Annotated in this window: 18 protein-coding genes; 7 read left to right on the plus strand and 11 right to left on the minus strand. The window is 41.5% G+C overall.

The window, feature by feature from the left end:
* On the minus strand, nt 1-1,077 hold the full coding sequence (gene truD, locus RBR61_RS07855; protein ID WP_320343360.1) for a tRNA pseudouridine(13) synthase TruD: 1,077 nt from the start codon (nt 1,075-1,077) through the stop codon (nt 1-3).
* A gap of 15 nt (nt 1,078-1,092) precedes the next feature.
* On the minus strand, nt 1,093-1,911 hold the full coding sequence (locus RBR61_RS07860; RefSeq protein WP_320343362.1) for a thiamine-phosphate kinase: 819 nt from the start codon (nt 1,909-1,911) through the stop codon (nt 1,093-1,095).
* Nucleotides 1,912-2,000: 89 nt separating this feature from the next.
* Here RBR61_RS07860 and RBR61_RS07865 point away from each other — a divergent pair, with 89 nt between their 5' ends.
* The 7 genes from RBR61_RS07865 to arsM all read left to right on the plus strand — a co-directional run bounded on the left by RBR61_RS07865 (nt 2,001) and on the right by arsM (nt 9,096).
* Nucleotides 2,001-3,200 (plus strand): diguanylate cyclase, encoded by a 1,200-nt coding sequence (locus RBR61_RS07865; protein ID WP_320343363.1) that lies wholly within the window; start codon nt 2,001-2,003, stop codon nt 3,198-3,200.
* Nucleotides 3,201-3,414: 214 nt separating this feature from the next.
* Nucleotides 3,415-5,127 (plus strand): succinate dehydrogenase flavoprotein subunit, encoded by a 1,713-nt coding sequence (gene sdhA / locus RBR61_RS07870; RefSeq protein ID WP_320343365.1) that lies wholly within the window; start codon nt 3,415-3,417, stop codon nt 5,125-5,127.
* 9 nt (nt 5,128-5,136) lie between these two features.
* Nucleotides 5,137-6,114 (plus strand): succinate dehydrogenase iron-sulfur subunit, encoded by a 978-nt coding sequence (gene sdhB, locus RBR61_RS07875; protein ID WP_320343366.1) that lies wholly within the window; start codon nt 5,137-5,139, stop codon nt 6,112-6,114.
* 11 nt (nt 6,115-6,125) lie between these two features.
* Complete coding sequence (locus tag RBR61_RS07880; RefSeq protein ID WP_320343368.1) at nt 6,126-7,007, plus strand: CoB--CoM heterodisulfide reductase iron-sulfur subunit B family protein; 882 nt, start codon at nt 6,126-6,128, stop codon at nt 7,005-7,007.
* A gap of 187 nt (nt 7,008-7,194) precedes the next feature.
* Nucleotides 7,195-7,617, plus strand: a complete 423-nt coding sequence (locus RBR61_RS07885) for a hypothetical protein (protein WP_320343369.1) — start codon at nt 7,195-7,197, stop codon at nt 7,615-7,617.
* A gap of 83 nt (nt 7,618-7,700) precedes the next feature.
* The gene (locus RBR61_RS07890; RefSeq protein WP_320343370.1) at nt 7,701-8,246 is read left to right on the plus strand and encodes a sigma-70 family RNA polymerase sigma factor; all 546 of its coding nucleotides are present in this window, start codon (nt 7,701-7,703) and stop codon (nt 8,244-8,246) included.
* Nucleotides 8,247-8,331: 85 nt separating this feature from the next.
* The gene (arsM, locus tag RBR61_RS07895) at nt 8,332-9,096 is read left to right on the plus strand and encodes an arsenite methyltransferase (RefSeq protein WP_320343371.1); all 765 of its coding nucleotides are present in this window, start codon (nt 8,332-8,334) and stop codon (nt 9,094-9,096) included.
* Nucleotides 9,097-9,126: 30 nt separating this feature from the next.
* Here arsM and mog read toward each other — a convergent pair whose 3' ends face one another.
* The 9 genes from mog to trmA all read right to left on the minus strand — a co-directional run bounded on the left by mog (nt 9,127) and on the right by trmA (nt 19,113).
* A complete protein-coding gene (gene mog, locus RBR61_RS07900; protein WP_320343372.1) occupies nt 9,127-9,660 on the minus strand; it encodes a molybdopterin adenylyltransferase in 534 nt (177 codons plus the stop codon).
* A gap of 172 nt (nt 9,661-9,832) precedes the next feature.
* Nucleotides 9,833-10,354, minus strand: coding sequence for a pimelyl-ACP methyl ester esterase BioV (gene bioV, locus RBR61_RS07905; RefSeq protein WP_320343374.1), 522 nt, complete (start codon nt 10,352-10,354; stop codon nt 9,833-9,835).
* On the minus strand, nt 10,341-11,984 hold the full coding sequence (locus RBR61_RS07910) for an AAA family ATPase (RefSeq protein WP_320343376.1): 1,644 nt from the start codon (nt 11,982-11,984) through the stop codon (nt 10,341-10,343). The genes bioV and RBR61_RS07910 overlap by 14 nt, the downstream gene beginning before the upstream one ends.
* Entirely contained in the window at nt 11,971-13,215 is a 1,245-nt protein-coding gene (gene mtaB, locus RBR61_RS07915) for a tRNA (N(6)-L-threonylcarbamoyladenosine(37)-C(2))-methylthiotransferase MtaB (protein WP_320343378.1), read from the minus strand. The genes RBR61_RS07910 and mtaB overlap by 14 nt, the downstream gene beginning before the upstream one ends.
* Before the next feature lie 2 nt (nt 13,216-13,217).
* Nucleotides 13,218-14,867, minus strand: a complete 1,650-nt coding sequence (locus RBR61_RS07920) for a mechanosensitive ion channel domain-containing protein (RefSeq protein ID WP_320343380.1) — start codon at nt 14,865-14,867, stop codon at nt 13,218-13,220.
* The gene (gene aroB, locus RBR61_RS07925) at nt 14,864-15,916 is read right to left on the minus strand and encodes a 3-dehydroquinate synthase (RefSeq protein ID WP_320343382.1); all 1,053 of its coding nucleotides are present in this window, start codon (nt 15,914-15,916) and stop codon (nt 14,864-14,866) included. The genes RBR61_RS07920 and aroB overlap by 4 nt, the downstream gene beginning before the upstream one ends.
* Nucleotides 15,917-15,976: 60 nt before the next feature.
* The gene (locus RBR61_RS07930; RefSeq protein WP_320343384.1) at nt 15,977-17,383 is read right to left on the minus strand and encodes a TrkA C-terminal domain-containing protein; all 1,407 of its coding nucleotides are present in this window, start codon (nt 17,381-17,383) and stop codon (nt 15,977-15,979) included.
* Between the two features lie 48 nt (nt 17,384-17,431).
* On the minus strand, nt 17,432-17,998 hold the full coding sequence (locus RBR61_RS07935; RefSeq protein ID WP_320343386.1) for a hypothetical protein: 567 nt from the start codon (nt 17,996-17,998) through the stop codon (nt 17,432-17,434).
* Entirely contained in the window at nt 17,995-19,113 is a 1,119-nt protein-coding gene (gene trmA / locus RBR61_RS07940) for a tRNA (uridine(54)-C5)-methyltransferase TrmA (RefSeq protein ID WP_320343388.1), read from the minus strand. Before trmA ends, RBR61_RS07935 begins: the two co-directional genes overlap by 4 nt.
* Nucleotides 19,114-19,128 lie beyond the last annotated feature (15 nt).

Here is a 19,128-nt window from a genome sequence, read left to right on the forward strand (position 1 = left end):
CTACTCCTTTATCTCTCTCTTTGCTATCTCTTCGATCAATACCGTGGCATAAGAGCCCTTTGGAAGCGAAAAGTTAAGCTCATACTGAGCCTCTTCATCTTTGTACCTTCCCTCGACGCCCTCAGGGTACACCCAAGCGTATCTTCTTGTGCCGTCCGCATTTATCTCATCGTCAAACTCTTTTTCTATCACTCTTGCCGCATCGGAAGCAACTCTTGCTTTTTTGCCGCACAAAAGACCCGTCACAGATATATCTTTTTCGTTAAATCTGGCAAGGTCATGCTCGCTGCCCTCATAATCAAAGAGTCTGCCGTGAGGATAGTGTTCCATAATGTCGCCGCTAATAAGTTTAAAAGGGTGAGTCTGAGCCTTCATTTTTTCAAGTTCATGGTTTGGCATATTCAGCAGAGTTTCGAGATCTTTTGTCTCAAACTTTTGCACAAGAGCATTGATCTCAAGACGTCTGCTCAGCCAAAGGTTAAAAAGATGACTCTGGTATGCGCTGATAAGAAGTTTTTTCACCTTTGGGTTGCGCTCCCTCTTCTCACCCTTTGCGATCTTCTCACCGTCTATATGGTTGTTTCCATCCGTTCCAAAACGCTGGTAACCAAAGAAGTTTGGCATTCCGAATGTCGCTATGTTTTTTAGAGCCTCATCTATCTTTTTTGCCGCGGTAGGGTTTACTTTTTTTAACTTTATATAAAATCTGTTACCGCTTAGATGCCCTATTCTTATCTTGTTGTTGTGATATGCTTTTGAGAGTATCTTTATATCATCATGCTCAAACGCATCCATCTTCGCTTCATGTTTTTTATGAAGTGAGATGTACTGCTTTGTCATAGCGTGCTTGTCTTTTAGTCCTGCATAACCTATCTCTTTGTTTTGAATCCCCAGATATTTGGCAATGATAGAGACGAGCTCTATCGTAGAGAGTCCCTTTTTTCTGACAAACAGTACAAGATGCTCGCCCTCACCGCTAAAGTCGTAAAGCGGCATCTCCTCGACAACAAAGTCTCTTGGTGTCTGTCTGAAGTGAAAATCTATGCTTGAATGTGAGAGCGAATAAAATCTGTCCATGATGATCCTAATAGTTTAAAAATGATGCGCTTTGCATCTGTTTTTGTAATTTTTTCTGGCACTCTGTGCGACTATGGTTATGGGTGTTCGACACAGTTTTGCAACCCTGAGGAGAGCTTTTTTGTCTCTCTTGTCAAAACCGAAGAGCATCTCGTACTCTTCGCCGCTGCACCCTACTCTTTTTGGTATGCGCTTGTAAAAATGAAACCCCACTCCGTTGGCAGATGAGAGCTTGCCCAAGTCGCTAAAAAGACCGTCAGAGATATCCATCCCGCACTTTAGGTAACGTGATGCTTTAGATACGAACTTATCTCTTAGTCTTATGTTTACAAACTTGGAGTTCTTATGTACCTTGCCAAGATTTGACAATCTTCTAAGCTCCTTCGAACTTCTACCAAGCTCTCCTGTATGCGCGATCAGATGGCCGTATCTTAGCCCTTGCCTTTTTAGGGGCTTATCGCTTTGGGAGATGATGGTTATCGTAATATCAAGCTTGATATTGCCTATGGTATCTCCGCCGATTATCTCGATGCCATACTTTGCCGCACTGTCTTCAAACCCAGATGCCAGCTCACGCATCTCTTGCATGGTCATAGACTTGGGCATTGCAACGCTAAGAAGTGCATATTTCGGCTTTGCGTTCATAGCGATCGCATCAGAGATATTTACCATCATCGCTTTGCGTGCTATCTGATAGTAACTCATCCACTTTTTCTTAAAATGGACATCTTCGAAAAAAGCATCTTTTGAGTAGACTGTTGAGCCTATCAAAGCTCCGTCATCACCGATATGAGCGTTTTTAAACTGAGATATAAAATAATTTTCTAAATTCAATAAAACTTCTTAAAATGCCTTAAGTTACCATTAAAGCCAATATGTATAAAATAGCAGGACATTATACCATCTATATAGGAAACCCTACTATGAAGCACTCTATAAAAAAGATTTTTCAAAACTTATCGCTTTTTCTCTTGTTGGCAACCGTGTTTGCAGCGTTTGGAGTGCTGGCAGCGGTAGAGCACTCATACTCATACGAAAAAATCAACAATCTCAACAATCAGAAGCGAATTATAAGCTCCCTCCTCTCGCTTCCAAAGGGCGACCTTGATCTGGCACTTATACAGTTTAACGGCAAAAGCACACAGCTTCTGCATGACATAGACAAGCTCCGCAACCAGTACGAGTTTAGTTTTGTTGAGAGATTTATACTCTCAAACTCAAAAGAGTACCTCTTGGACCTAGACAAACTAAGCTCGCTTACAAAAGAGTTCAACGAGAGAGCAAGCGACTTTTACACAAAGAAAAACAACGGTGACAAAGAGAAAGAAGAGGCGCTCCATAAAAGCTTTCTCTCTCTATACGATCAGATCAACAACATCATATTCAGAGCCGTATCATACAACCAGCAGAAGTTCAATATTCATAAAAACATCACTTATCTTGCATTTATATTGATCCTCTCTATCGCTCTTTGGTACAGAAAAAGATTGGCTTCCATATATAAGGATATTGAATACTTATATAATGTGGACAAAAAAGGGTATGAGATATTTTCGCAAGAAGCCGGAGCGATAGCGGTCAGAATGAGAAGAAAGCCTGACGTCTCCGAAAACCCTGCTATGGTAGACCCTGTAACAGGCATAAACAACCTAAAAGGACTGATGAGCTCTTATGCCGAGAAGAAAAATATCAAAGAGAAGAACTATACATCTGTGACGATATTTGAGATCGACAATTTTTCAAAGACCAACAGAGTCTACTCTCAGGAGATGACACAAAACATACTCAAAAAAGTTGCATTTGCCATCTCTCTTCACAAGCAGTCTGCTGACGTGATCGCAAGAACCGACTACAACCAGTTTACGGTTGTTCTATCAAGAGAGAGCAAAGAGCAATCGTTTAAAGATGCAGACATCATCCGTCAAAGCGTTGCGGAGCTAAAACTGACATCTCCTGAACTTGGACCGATAGTAGTAAAAATGAGCGGCGGATTTATCATAAAACCAAATCACATATCTCTTGAAGAGGGTATCGCACAGGCTAAAAAAGTACTTGAATACGCTAAAGAGACGGGCGGAGATAAAATATCTCAGATCAAAGATCTTGCTCACAGCGAACTCTAACCATATCGCCCTATAACTAGCCGTTATAGGGTCTTCTTATATATCCGCATACACTAATCAACTATAACAATTCTACACACTTTTAGTCTCTGATTTTGCCCAAAATGAGTGATAACGGAACATTTTGAGTTTTTATAACAACCTTTTATTATAGACAAAGGCTAAAAATTGTAAAATCCGCCTTATTTTATTCTTAATCAACAAAGGAAAGCTAATGGGTATTCCTATTTATACTTACGATGCAATTATTGTCGGTGCGGGCCTAGCAGGATGCGCCGCTGCAAGAGAGTTACAAAATGCAGGTAAAAAAGTTGCAGTTATAACAAAGCTCCATCCGCTGAGAAGCCACTCTGGAGCTGCTCAAGGCGGCGTTAATGCAGCTTTTAGCGATGCAGACAGCGTTGAGCTGCATGAGTTTGACACTGTAAAGGGGAGTGACTATTTAGCTGATCAAGACGCTGTTGAGTTTATGTGTAAAAATGCACCTGAGACCATTCGTTGGGCTGAGAGAATGGGTGCGGCATTTAGCAGAACTGCCGATGGAAAGATCGCGCAAAGACCTTTTGGCGGGCAATCTTCGCCTCGTGCATGTTACGCAAAAGACAGAACTGGTCTAACGCTTCTACAGACTATCTATGAGCAGGCTTACCGCGTAGGCGTTGAGTTCTGGGACGAGTGGTACGCAGCAGACATCATCTACAAAGACGGCAAGGTCTCAGGCGTAGTCGCTTTTAACATCAGAGACCTTCAAGTTGCCATCTTCAATGCAAAATCTGTAATGTTCGCTACAGGCGGATATGCAAGAAGCTACAAGATCAACTCAAACGCACATGCAAATACAGGTGATGGTCTATCGATCGTAGCACGTCACGGGCTTCCATTGGAAGATATGGAGTTCGTTCAGTTTCACCCGTCAGGACTCTCAGGAAACGGTGTATTGATCTCTGAAGCTGCCCGCGGTGAGGGAGGACGTCTTTACAACTCTCTTGGCGAGAGATTTATGGAGAAATACGCTCCAAATGCTATGGAACTTGCTTCACGTGACGTTGTAAGCCGTGCTATATTAAATGAGATAAGAGAAGGACGCGGTGTAGGGCCTAGAAAAGATGCGGTTTTCATCGACGTTACTCACTTAGGAAAAGATCTTATCATGGAGAGACTCCCTGAGCTTCGTGAGCTTGCAATGACTTTCCTTGGTCTGGACATGATAAAAGAGCCTATCCTTATCTCTGCTACTGCACACTACTCAATGGGCGGTATACCTGTAAATATAGCAGGAAACGTTCGCAAGAACAATGACGAGTTCGTTGAAGGGTTCTATGCTGCAGGCGAGTGTTCTTGTGTATCTGTTCACGGTGCGAACCGTCTGGGTGCAAACTCTGTTCTAGAAGCGCTTCTCTTTGGACGCTTTGTCGGTAAGACAATGGTTAACGAGATAGACACTATCCCTCTTCGTGAAGCGACCGAAGAAGATGCGAAAACAGCTCTTGATGAGATAGATTTTGTTCTAAACAACAACGGAAATGAAACAATCACTCAGCTAAGAGAAGAGCTTCAACAGTGCATGACTGCAAACGCAGGCGCATTTAGAACAAAAGAGACTCTGGAGATCGCTGTAGCAAAAGTCAAAGAGCTAAGAGAGAGATTTAAGAACATCCGTATCAAAGACAAATCAAAAGTGTTCAACACTGAGCTTCAAGAGGCGATAGAGTTCGGACATATGATAGACTACTCAGCGTTCATCGTTGAGAGCGCTATTGCAAGAAACGAGAGCCGCGGTGCTCACTTCAGAGAAGATTTCGACACTCGTGACGATGAGAACTTCTTGAAGCACACAATGGCTTACATGGATAAAAACGGTAACATAGAACTAGATTATATGCCTGTCGTTCTTGGCAAGCATGAACTTAAAGCAAGAAATTACTAAGGAGAAGTTATGGGTACAAATGCAATTACTACACAAAAAGTAAACTTCAAGGTATTTCGCTTTAATGCTGACGAAGATTATCTTCCGTACTATGAAGATTACAGTATGGACGTTACTTCCGAAGAGGTTGTCTTAGATATACTAAACAGGATCAAATGGGATCACGACGGAAGTTTTTCATACAGAAGAAGCTGCCGCCACGGTATCTGCGGGGCATGTGCCATCAAAGTAAACGGCAGAAGCACTCTAGCTTGTAAAGAGAGCATGTCTACTATGATCGAGTATTTCGGCAACGACCTCACTATTGAGCCTCTAAGCACAAAAAGAGCTATCAAAGATATGATCATCGACAAAGGCGACTTCTGGGAAAAACACGCGGCTGTGACTCCTTACCTGGTTGCAGACGTGGATGAGTGCCCGACTTGCGAGAATCTTGTATCTCCGCATGATGCGGAGGAGCTAAACGAAGCTGACCTTTGTATTCAGTGCGGGGCATGTCACTACGCTTGTCCTGTAGTTGAAGTAAACAGCGACTTCTTCGGTCCTGCGGCGTTTGCGGCGGCATACCGTTTTGAAGCTGATGTGCGTGACAATGACCCTCAGAGACTTATAGATGTCAATGAAGAGAAGCAAGGCGTTTGGGACTGTGTCAAATGTTTTGAGTGTGCAGAGGTTTGTCCAAAAGAGATCAACCCTATCGAGAAGATCACAAAACTGCACCAGATGGCGTTTAAAAAAGGCGTTGCAAAGAACAACGTCGCTACTCGCCATGCAGTCGGTTTCCTTCACTCTATCAAAAAACACGGTCTGCTTGATGAGGGCGGCTTAGTTCTATACTCTGAGGGACCTGCAATAGTTAAACATATTCCGGTCGCACTTCAGATGTTTAGAAAAGGCAAGATAGTTATGCCTTGGAACATGCCAAAATCAGACAACCTTGATGAGATACAAAAACTTATTAAATCTTCATCAACAGTAAAGTTCTAGGAGTAAAATAGATGAAAAAATTAAAATATGCACTTTTTACAGGATGTACTGCTAAGCAGAGTACTCCGGAACAGATGATGTCAACTATGGCAGTTGCCAAAAAACTAAACATCGAGCTAATCGAGCTGACCGAAGCTTCTTGCTGCGGAGCTTCACATCTTCAAGACTATGATGATTTCTTATCGCTTGTACTCAATGCCAGAAACATAGCTTACGCTGAGAAGCACGGCCTTACAATGGTAACCATCTGTAATACTTGTCAGCTAAACACTGCTATGACAAAACATAGACTGGACAGAAACCCTGAGCTAAAAGCAAGAGTCAACGAAAAGCTTGCAGAGGTTGGTTTAGAGTACAAGGGTACTTCAAACATCATCCACTTCCTATATGCTATCATTGATGATTTCGGACTAGACAAGATAAAAGAGATGGTCGTTAAGCCTCTTAGCGAATTTAACATCGCTCCGTTTTACGGATGTCACAATATCCGCCCTTCAGAGCTTCATGACGAGTCTCACAAACAAAAAGAGAACCCGTACAACCCTACTTCGCTTGATGACCTTATAATCGCGTGCGGCGGTATGAATGTTGACTACGAAGAGAAGAACAAGTGCTGCGGATTCCACGTTGAGCTTCAAGCTCCGCATACTGCAGCAGTTCTTATGGGAAATGCAATAGCAGGTGCGACTGACCAAAACGCAGATATGATGGTAACACCTTGTCCATTATGTCACCTAAAGCTTGACACTCAGACAAAACACGCTTCTGAGGCAATAGGACGTGATGTTTCACTTCCTGTTCTTCATATGCAGCAGATGGTAGGTCTGGCACTTGGATGCAGCCCTGCAGAACTTGGTTTAAAACACCACGTCACAGACGTAAACTTCATCTAAAACTACAAACTTCAAACAGAGAGGTGTTCTCTCTGTTTTATCTTTTTTACTCTTCTTTAATTCTCATTTTAATTTTTATTCATCATTTAAACAAACGGTTTTTGTCTTTGTTTAATTAGCTGATATCAAGCTGTTTTGTATATAATGTTTGCTAAATAAATAGTTATTTTAAATTATGGAGTTTTATGTGGAACTTGATTGGAAAGTACTAATTGCTGTATTGGCACTGGCTATTTCAATATATACTTTATTGGATAATAGGCGTTCGCGTTCAATTGAAAAAAAAACAATTGTAATAAATGAACTTATGGAAGCTAGACTACTATTAGCACAGCTAAATGATGTAATTAATGACATTGAGCAAATCAGAGATGTTGAAAAATTAAGCAATAATCAAACAATTACAGACTGCAAAAGCGAATGTAAAAATATGGCGCAAAAATTAGATTATTGCTTTGATAAAATCATGAATCATGAGAAGATTAGTGCCAACTCTTTAGAAAAACTGAGACCTTTAATAAATAACGTAATCTCCCGTACAAAATACACATATGGTTTTGCAACTAATCTAAAACATGAAATATCTAACACAGTATCCATTCATGAATAATAAATCAAAAGAAACTAATCAAATACTTATAGGCGGCTTTTTGATTGCTTATTTTAACCGTTATCTATCAGGATTTAAACCCAATGGAACAGATATATAAACAGTACCACTCAAGACTACTCTCTTTCATAAACTCAAAAGTACACGACACAGAAGATGCAAAAGACATACTCTCTGAGGTGTTTATTAAAATATATAAAAATATTGACAAACTAGATTCAGATGAGAAGCTTACATCGTGGATATTTACTATCACAAGAAACTCAATTATCGACTTTTATAGAAAAGATGCCAAGAACAGAGATAATATAGAGTTTAATGAAGAGTATATTTGTAAAGACAAAGAGCAAGCAGATGCCATAAGTGAGCTATCAAAGTGTATAGAACCGATAATAAACTCACTTGCGCCCAAATACGCCCAAGCACTCTATCTATCTGAGATAAAAGAGCTTAAACAAAAAGAGATAGCCGATAAACTGGATATCAGTTCAAGCAGTATTAAAAGCATAATTTTTAGAGGCAAAAAGCAGATAAAAGAGAAACTGCATCAATGCTGTAGTTACAAATATGACAATCTTGGCAATATCTTAGAGTTTGATATTAAAGATAAAAACTGCAACTTTTGTTAAATTGAACAAAAAGTGACACCTTTTTATAAAACTTTCGTCTATGCTCTTAGAGAATCAGATCTCGAAATATTTTTAAAGGAAAATAATGAATTTCACAAAAGAGCAAAAAAGAGCTGCAATAACTCAAAACTATGCGAGAATCGCATCCGACGATGATAGTTGCGGCTGCAGTCCAAGTGGTTGCTGTGGCAGCGAAGAGATATCTTTAGAGCTGGGATATTCCAAGGAGCAGTTAAACTCCATTCCATCCGAAGCGAACAAAGGCCTGGGGTGTGGAAACCCTACAGCTATAGCTTCACTGAAAAAAGGTGAAGTTGTTTTAGACCTGGGAAGCGGCGCAGGAGTTGATTGCTTTTTAGCTTCAAAAGAGGTTGGAGATGAAGGGAGAGTCATCGGCGTAGATATGACAAGAGAGATGATAGCAAAGGCGCGAAGCAACAGAGACAAAGGCAACTATGATAATGTTGATTTTAGACTTGGTGAGATCGAGAACCTACCCGTTGCAGACAACAGCGTAGATGTCATCATCTCGAACTGTGTAATTAACCTCTCTTTGGACAAACAGAGAGTTTTTGACGAGGCTTTCAGGATTCTAAAAACAGGCGGCAGATTGGCAATATCTGACATAGTGCTCACAAAAAAGATACCATCACATATGATAACGCTCGATAGCTACGGAGCTTGCATAGCAGGTGCCAGTTTTATAGATGACTTAAAGACGTTGCTAAAAAATTCAGGTTTTAAAAATATAAATATCACACCTAAAAGCGAGAGCAGAAAGTTTTTAAAAGATTGGTCCCAAAATATAGAAGACTACATAGTTTCGGCAAATATCGAAGCGGTTAAATAGATACTAAACATAGCAAAATAAGTAGGAAACTTACTTTGCCTTCGGTCTAAAAGCCTTTATGACATCCTCGTTAGTCTCTATGTAAGGTCCTTCTATAAGGTCTATGCAGTACGGAACAGCTGGAAAAACAGCATCAAGACACTCACGGATAGACTTCGGCTTGCCCGGCAAATTTATGATGAGGCTTTTGCCTCTGATACCAGCTGTCTGACGAGATAAAATCGCGGTCGGAACGTACTGCAGGCTCACCTGACGCATAAGCTCGCCAAACCCGGGCATCATCTTTTGGCATACGTTCTCAGTTGCTTCGGGTGTCACGTCACGAAGTGCAGGACCTGTTCCGCCCGTGGTCACTACCAGACAACACTCCTCATCATCGCAAAGCTCTATCATCGTACGCTCTATCATATCCTGCTCGTCAGGGATGCATCTGTAAACTATCTCAAACTCGCTTTTGAGGTAATCTTTCATAGTGTCTTGGATAGCCACTCCCGATATATCCTCGTATATCCCTTTACTTGCTCTGTCGCTTGCTGTTATCACGCCTATTCTTATTTTATTCATAATTATTTCCTCCATATTAATTTACTCTATATTAACCTCTCAAAAGTTATTTTGAGCGGTTCGAGGGCTTTAAGATTTTACAGGACGTAAAATTAAGCACTCGCCTCGGAACAACTCCACGGATGGAGTTGTGAGAATGAGCGAAAAAATAAGTTTTAAGAAGCATTATATATCAATTTGTTAGCAAAAAATGATTTGCCTCTTTGATGTACGTCACCGTAGCAACTTCTAAAAAAAGCTCTCTTGCTCTTTGGACATCTATGACCCTGTCCTCTCCGCCGAGATAGACCTCTATCTTTAGACCTTTTCTCACAAGCTCTTTTAGCTCATCTATGTCCCACTCATAACGCAAAAGCTCTTCAAGCTCCTCAATGGAGCTTTTAGAGTGCTCTACTATCTTTTTTTCATAGGGCGAAAAACATGACGCTATAAACTCTCTTAGGTAAGAGTCTTGGTTTTTTCTATATCCCAGAAGTTGGAGCTTTTTAAACTTCTCATCTTTTGTCTGAAAAAAAGCGGGAGAGAAGAGCTGAAGTCTGTCAACACGCTTTTTTTGACCAAGCATCTCCTGCACATATCCAAGGGCTTTTATGGCTCCGTAGCTAAATCCGCAGACGGTGTACTCAGATGAGTTTATGTACTCTTTAAAGTAGCAGTGCTCGTTTTTTAGAGAAAAGCCGCTATAAAACTTCATTGAGTTTCTTTTTCACATCCGCTTTTGTAATGCTCTCACGCTCGTTTAAAACGCTCTCCACATACTTTATGACATCCTGCATGGACTCCAGAAGATTTCTGGTCTCTTCATAGAGCCTTTTCATAAGGAGCTCTTTTTCGCTCTCGCTAGCCATAAGAGATGAACCCATGCCGTACTCTGAGATCATCCTCTCGACTATCTCTTTTGCTTCATCAAGATCGCCCTTGGCGCTGCTAGCATGCTCGCTGTACTTAATGTTACACGCTACAATGCCCGCCAAAAGCATCTTTACTCTTGATTCGAGTTCATGCTTTATAAGCGGCTCATCTGTAGCAGGGGTAAGCTTCTCATTTGAGAGGAGAAGTTTCTCGAAAGGAAGGTCATAGTAAGTAGCGCAGATAACCTTTGCCGCCTGATAGGTCACACGGTACTGTTTCTGCTCCTCGCTTAACATCTGAAGCTTCTTCTTGCCAAACATCACCTTGTCTTTTACCTGATGGAAATGCTCAATCGTGACTTGAAAGTCATGCTGTCTGATGGCAAGCAGAGATGCCTCGTTTACAAGAGCCGCTAACGAGGCTCCGTTAAAGCCTACGGTCATATTTGCCACGGAGTTGACATCGACCTCATTTGGAACTTTTTCAAGATATTTCGTAAGTATAGACGCTCTTTCTCTTTTTGTAGGAAGCTCGACAAAGACTCTTCTATCAAACCTTCCTGCACGAAGAAGAGCGGAGTCAAGGACGTCTATCTTATTTGTAGCGGCTATGACTATAACGCCGCTTGAGTTTTCAAAGCCGTCCATCTCTGTCAGAAGCTGGTTGAGCGTTGCTTCCCTCTCGTCGCTTCTCTGCCCGTCTCTCTTCTTTCCTACGGCATCTATCTCATCTATGAATATGATCGAAGGGGAGTTGTTCTTCGCCGCTGTAAATAGCTCATGAACCCTCTTTGCCCCCATACCGACGTATATTTGAACGAAAGATGCACCGCTTTGGTAGTAAAATGGAACGCCTGCCGCATTTGCGACTGCTTTTGCTATCATGGTCTTGCCGACGCCCGGAGGACCGACCAAAAGAACACCGCGCGGCATCCTTGCACCGAAACTTTTATAGCGTTTTGGTTTTTTCATAAAGTCGATGATCTCTTCAAGCTCCATCTTGACGTCGCTGATGCCGCCGATGTCGTTAAATGTAACATCGCTCTTTATCGACTCTATGGGCTGCGATTGCTCCAAAGATGAGCCAAACCTGCTGCTTGTGATGTTACCTGTGTTTACAATCCTGTTCTTTTGAAGCCACTTAAAAACAAGCGTGCCGATACCCAAGAAAAGGACTAAAAAGAGAAAATAAGCCACTATATTTGAGCCGCTTTTTACTTTAACTCTGTAGTCACTGAGCATCTCGGGAGATATCTGGGAAGATGCTATCTTATAAACCTCTTTGTCCGTTTTAAGATAGATGAACTCCTCTGAAGCCACAACGCTTTTGACACTTCCGTTTTGAAGCATAGCAGTCGCATCTTTAAGGGAGATGGCATCCGCATTGTCTCTTAGCATCGCAAAAAGAACCAATATAACTACCAAAAAAGCCGATGCATACAGCGCTACTCTGTTCGTTTTAGACCCTACCATAGTTAGACTCCTCTCTTACGTCATACTCGCTCAGATTTATCCAGTTGCCAAGCAGATCCTCATCCGAGTCTATCATGATCTTGTTAAAGTGCTGATCGTACCCGATGAATGCTCCGTCCTTTTCGCTCTCTACTAGCACTTCCAGCTCTTTGCCAAACGCCTTTCTGAACTCGTAGTTTTTGGCTTTTACTATCTCTTCGAGTTCGTGAAGCCTCTCTTTTGCGACTTTGCCGTTTACTTCCGGCTTCATGGTCGCCGATGGAGTGCCGTCTCTTTTGGAGTATGTAAATGCATGCAGGTGAGTCAGAGGCAGTTCTCTTACATTTTTCATCGCTTCATCCCAAAGCTCCTGTGACTCTCCAGGATGCCCCGTTATAAAGTCTGTTCCTATTGCAAAACCTTTGTTTGCAAGAAGTTCAAAAAGCTCCCTGTCCTGCTTATAGACATTTCTTCTGTTCATAAACTTTAGCATCTGAGGAGATGTATGTTGCAGTGCAATATGGAGATGACGCTCCAACCAAGGCTCATCCAGTATCTCTTTAAACTCATCCGTTATCTGGATAGGCTCTACGCTCCCTACCCTTATGCGTCTTACACCGCGTATTTGGGATATTTTTTTCATTAGTGAAGCTATGGAGCTGTCAGTTTTTTGACCGTAGCTTCCAACGTTCGTTCCCGTGAGGATGAACTCTCCAAAGCCGTTGCGCGCAAGTCTGGTGATCTGCTCGAGTATCTTCTCTTCGCTCATACTTCTCGCGTCGCCGCGGACGTAGGGGATAATGCAGTATGAACAGCGGAAATTGCACCCTTCTTGTATCTTAATAAACGCCCTGCTCTTGCCGATAAAATCATCGACAACGCTCTCGTCTATGAAGTTTAGATCGCCCAGTTCGTAAAACGGCTCTTCGCGGCTGAGCATATCATCTATCCTTATCTTCTCGCTCTGTCCGAAGACGCCTGAGACACGCCCCTGCTTTAAAAGGTTCTCACCCTTTGTGTGCGCGCCGCATCCCGTTAAAAATACCTTTGCACCGCCGCTGTTCTCAACATGCGAGATATATGAGCGCACATGCGTATCGGCTCCGTTTGTAACTGTACATGAGTTGACAACGATTATATCCGCTTCGCTCTCATCTTCAGTTACAGTGTACTCCTGCATTGAGCTCATCATAACCTGAGAGTCGTAAAGGTTCGTTCTGCATCCAAAGGTTTTAAAATATACTTTTTTCATTTTTATACGATCTCTTCATTTGTCGCAAAAGGAGGCGTTCTTTTTGCCGGTTGTTCGAGGTGAAGCATCTGTGTAGGGTATGCGATGGTTATATCATCCTCTGCCATAAATGCATCTACGATCTCGGTAGATATGACGCTTCTAAGAGTTAGAGTGGCATAAGCATTTGTCAGATACCAAGCATCAATAGCTATACCGTTTGGCTCTATAAAAGAGAATATTCTAGGTTCGACGTTCGTGTTCTTAAGGCTGTACTGATTACGAAGCTTGTTAAGCTGTTTTCTTGTAATATCCGTATAACCCTTAGAGAACTTCTTGGTTATCTCTTTTGCAATGTGCATAGCTTTTTTATGGTTTGAATCATAGGTTATAGTGATCTTGACACCGTCCCAAACTGTCTTAAGAGTGCTGTGCGTATAGTTTGCTATCATCCTTGTAAAGACATAGTTGTTTGGAATAAATATGATACGCCCCGCTCTTCTGTTGTCAGAAACTGTCGTTAAAGTAATATCTTCGAGTATTGTCATTCTTAGAAGCGATATATCCATAACGTCACCGACATATCTCATTCCGTCCATATCTACACGTATCCTGTCGCCAACATGTATGCTTCCGCCAAAGACGATGACAAGCCAGCCGAGTATGCTCATGAACCAATCTTTCATGGCAATGGCAATACCGGCGGATGCAAATCCTAAAATGGTCACAAGATAGCTTACGTTTTCAATATAGTTGAAAAATAGGATCAGGACTATAAGCGTGAAATTGCCAAACGTAATGATCTTGTTCGCCATATAAAAACGCTCATTGTCTGTAATATATTTTTTGACAAAGAGTTTCAACAGGAAGAAGAATACAAATACTACAAGAATGACGACACCTATTTTGGCGATCTTAAATATTTGAGCCTCAACCTCTTTGTTGATGCTGACCTCGATGATGTCCAATCTTTTTTGATAAACGTCAGCCGTTACCTTCATGGTGTCAAGAGCGGACTCAAATCTCTCAAGCTGTTTTAGTTTTAGCTCCGCTTTTTCTCTGTGCTCGCTCTGTTCATCTATTGCGAGTAACTCACCATATATACGCACCTCTGATCTTAAGAGGGCGATAAGCTCTTTTAGCTCATCTTTTTTCAACACATAGTCGTTAAAGTCCCTGTCAAGAGTTTTTATAAGAGATATGCCGACAAAAATATCGAACGGATTCTTTATGGTCGGAACTTCGTCGATATTTGGAGGGGTCAAAAGGTCGGAAAACGGAGAGCTGTCCTTTTTTTTGAGCTTCTCTATCTGGGATGTAAGGATCTTCTCTCTTGCTATAAGTGCGCTGAGCTCGTCTATCTCACTTAATGTTTTATTCTTCTTTTTCTCAAGATAGTTTATTCGATCAACTATCTTCTCAAGGCTCTCTCTAACATCCAGAGATGTAAGATATGAGGAGTAGCTCTTCATCCAGACGCTGTCTTTTTTTGCTATCTTCTCCTCTATGCTCTTTAATTCTGATAAAAGTCTTGCGATCTTTTCTCTTTTTGCGTCCTCTTGAGCAAGCTTGATCTTCTCAATCTCCTGCTCACTCATGCCCTTTTCGGCTGCTACGGTGTTTGAGAATAGGAGCGATGATGCTATCAGCAGATAAAAAAGTACTTTTTTCATTGATCTCTTCCAAATTTATTTAAGACGCACATAACAGTTCCTCTGTCAACTTTGTCGGTTATCACGACATCGCCGATCCCCAAAGGCAAAATGAACGTTATGGCAGAATCGGAACTCTTCTTATCGAGAAAAAATGCCTCGTAAAATGCTTTTACATCTGCGATCTCATAATTCGTCGGCAGCTCATATTTTTCAAGCAGCGCCTTTACTCTGAGCGCTTCTTTCTCGCTCATAAGGTTCATCTTGACCGCAGTTTCATTTGCCATCACCATACCGATAGCAACTGCTTCTCCGTGCAGAAACTCTTTGTACTTGGTCTCATTCTCGATAACGTGTCCAAAGGTGTGCCCGTAGTTAAGAGCGGCTCTAAGCCCGCGCTCTTTCTCATCCTCGGCGACTACGCCTGCTTTTGTCTCTACTGCCTGTTTTATAACATCTTGAAGCACTTTTGCATCGCTAAGGTCTGCACTCTCTAGAAACTCAAAAAACTCTTTGTTAAATGTTACCGCCATCTTAACTATCTCTGCAACTCCCGCCGCGAACTCTCTTTTTGGAAGAGTACTCAAGAAGTACGGGTCAATGTAGACGGCTTTGGGCTGATGAAATGCACCGACAAGGTTTTTGCCGTACTTGTTGTTCATGCCTGTTTTTCCGCCCACGCTCGCATCTACCTGCGAGAGAAGTGTTGTCGGGATCTGAATAAAATCTATACCTCTTTGGTAGATACTTGCCGCAAACCCTGTCATATCGCCGATAACACCGCCGCCAAATGCGATAAGCATAGATTTACGGTTGAAACGGTGTTCAAACATAGAGTCCAAGATAGTGTCTATGCTCTCCTGGTTCTTATACTCTTCGCCATCTTTTAGCGTTATGACATGAAGCTCTTTGGCACTTATGTTTGAGAGGAGATAATCGAGATGTAGAGCAGAGACAGTCGGGTTGGTTACAACTGCTACTTTTGTATCGAAATATATTTTTGGAAGCTTGTCTATTGTTATGTCGTAAGAGTCGTCTACGACCTTTTTAAGCTCAATGTGTACTTGCATTCTTTATCCAACAGTTTAGTTAGATGTATAATACTTAAATAAGGATAAAAAACGGCTAAATCAGATCTGCACGGGTATAAATATCTGATGATTGGCGTCTAGTTTGTGGTAGAGTCTTTCGCTGTCAGTTGAGAGAATAGAGTATATCTTTCTCTGGGTCAATTTTTTTGTAAAAGGAATGATCTGTATAAAATCATCTTTTTGTTTTAGTTTTTTTATCGGATTTTCACCCTCTTTGATGACCTTGATGCTCTTTGAAAAGATCGTTGCAAGGTTGTAGTAGTGCTCTATCACCTGCTCTTTTGCCTCTTGGTGTTCATTCATATAGTTATAAAGCTCGATATGAAGGCTCATCTGTTCGGCAACGTCAAATATGGTAGATGATATCTTCTCCAGATCACGGTTGTCACCGAGTATGATGGATGCATCCTTTACGCTTGAGAGTTCTCTGTGGGCTATTTTAAAAACAGGAACCTGAGCTTCAAATAGCGTACTCCTCATCTCATAATCGTCAAATATTTCATTGGAGACTATCACCAAACCGACATGGTACGCCTTTATATCGTTAAAAAAGCTCTGTTTTAGGTTTTCAGCGTCGTAGTTTATATCAATGACAATGTTTTCTGCTCTATACTTTTTTATCATCCAGACAACATCAAAATCGCTTGGATTCACAACTCTGATGATGAGAGTATGACCGAGCTTGTCATGTATAAAAACAGCTCTTTTTAGAAGGTCTTCTACCGTTTCAAGATTTAGTATGTCCATATCCAGGTATAGATAAAGATTTGAGCCAAACGGCTCGGGAAACTGCCCAAGCTCCCTTTTTATCGCCCTGTAAACAGACTTTAAAACGGTCGGATCGCCGACAAGAAGCAGAAGGTCGTTTGGCTGGATCATTCTTCTGCGGTTTGGCATTATCAGTTTTCTGTTTCTGTATATGGCAACTATTCGCCACTCTTTTTGCTCTATGACACCGATATGTTTGTAGATAAACGAACTTCCAAACGGAACGAGGACTTCCATTATCTCGCCCTCGCCTATGCCGACATTTTGAGCGATGACCGGAACGTTTGGCAGATAGTCGATAAGCCTTGAGGAGAGGATCTCGTTGGAGTCTATCAAGACTACGTTTGAGTCTTCGTTTTCGAGCTTCCATTTGTTCAGAACAATTATGCGAAGCTGTTTTTTAATGCTTCTGATATTCTTTATCGTGTGCTGGACATCCATTTTGCTGTCCATAACGATAATGACCTGAACGAACTCCATCTTTAGAAGATTGGCAAGTTTGTAGAGGCTTGTAGGGTCAAACTCGTAAAATTTAAAACGTGACGGATTTACATTTTTGTATTTTTTTGCTTTGGTCTCTACTACATAGTAGATGTTCTCGCTCGTGTGAGTCTCTATAATTCTGTTTATAAAGTGTTTTGAGACTTCGCCGTCACCGATAATCAATATTTTTTTCATACGTCACTTCTAAAAATTTTTCAGCATTATATCATTATAATTTAATTGCTATCTTTTTATGGTCTGGGCAGATTTCACCCACATCTCTTTTTGGGCTTTCTTCCACTTTCTCTTTACGAAATAACCCGATATCTTTATCCAGCCATCCATCATACTGTTAGAGGTAAAAGATGTGCCCTTCTCCCACAGATCGATCTTTTTTCCGTTAGCCGCGTCATATATCACGCTGTCTGTTTTAAGGCGAAAAGCGCTTGCTTTAAATGTTATGATCTCATTTCTGTTTGAGGTCTCTTTTTTGTACTCGTCTTTCATCATAAGTTCAGGAAAAGGGCTCTCCTCTTCACACTTATTACTGTATATAAATAGATTTTTTTGATTATTTTCTTTGGTTTTTAAAAGAATTTCTTGCTTTTTTACCAATTTTTCCAACTTTTGGACTCTTACTTGAAGCTCTCTGTTCTCTTCCATGAGCCCTTTGCTGCTTTTGAGCTCCTCTTTGCACTTCTCGCTCTCTAGACGCAGTTTGCTTATATCTTTTGCTATGTTTTCAATTCTTTGTATCTCGTCAGAGTATGCAAAACCAAACAGAAGAAAAATGGTAAAAAGAACTCTCATGAAATGCTCCCTTTTCTGATAAGTCTGACACCCATCTCGGCATGGTGAGTGTATGGAAACTGATCAAAGAGAGCCATATCTGCAACAGAGTGCGTCTTGCATAGAGTATCCAGATCTCTTGCCAGTGTCTCGGGATTGCAAGAGATATATAAAATATTGTCGTATCTCGAAGCAAATTCGCACGTAGCTACGTCCATACCGCTTCTTGGCGGATCTACGAATATGGTCTTGATGTCGTAAGAGTCTATATCGATATCTCTCATTCTGTTAAACTCTCTTACACCCTCAAGAGCCTGAACAAACTCCTCAACGCTCATACGGATAAACTCTATATTTTCAACGCCGTTTAGAGCCATATTTGCTTTTGCGGCATTGATAGAAGATTTTGATATCTCTGTAGCCAAAACTTTTCTGAATTTGAGCGAAAAAGGTATCGTAAAGTTGCCCGCTCCGCAGTAGAGCTCAAGAAGGTCGCTCTTTGTTTTTGGAAGATTTTTCAAAGCCCACGATACCATCTGCTCATTTACTTTGGAGTTCGGCTGGGTAAAGCTGTTCTCTATATAGTTGAACCTAAACTCGCTTCCGTCTACATCTAAATGTTCAGTTACGTAATCCTGACCGACAACAAGCTTCTGACCTCTGCTTCGTCCTATTATGTAAATACCAAGCTCTGAGGCTATGCTCTGCGCTATCTCTCTCCACTGCTCATCCAATTTTCTGTGGTAGAGGAGTGAGACTACTGTCTCGCCTCTTGTTGAGCTTAAAAAATCGGCACCGAAAAGCTTAAAGCCGATATCGTGCTTTTTTATGGCATCCAAGAGTTTTGGCATCAAAGCGAAAATCGGCTCGCTCACCTGCGGACACTCATCTATAAGAACAACGCCGTTTTTGTCTATGCGGTTCATAGCATAATGGATATCATCGTCCGTGTGCCAGATCTTAAACTCGCTTCTTGAGCGGTAGTGGCTCTCGGGCGATCTAAAAAGAGAGATACTCCCGTCATAGTATGGTCTGAATCTCTCTTGGTTTATATCTGCTTTTAATGAGAGCTGATGCTCGTACCCGCCTTCATAAACTCTGCAAGCGCCACACTCTCCAAAATATTCACAATCCACATTATCTACTTTATA

This window comes from Sulfurimonas sp., from assembly GCF_034005705.1.
GTDB lineage: Bacteria > Campylobacterota > Campylobacteria > Campylobacterales > Sulfurimonadaceae > Sulfurimonas.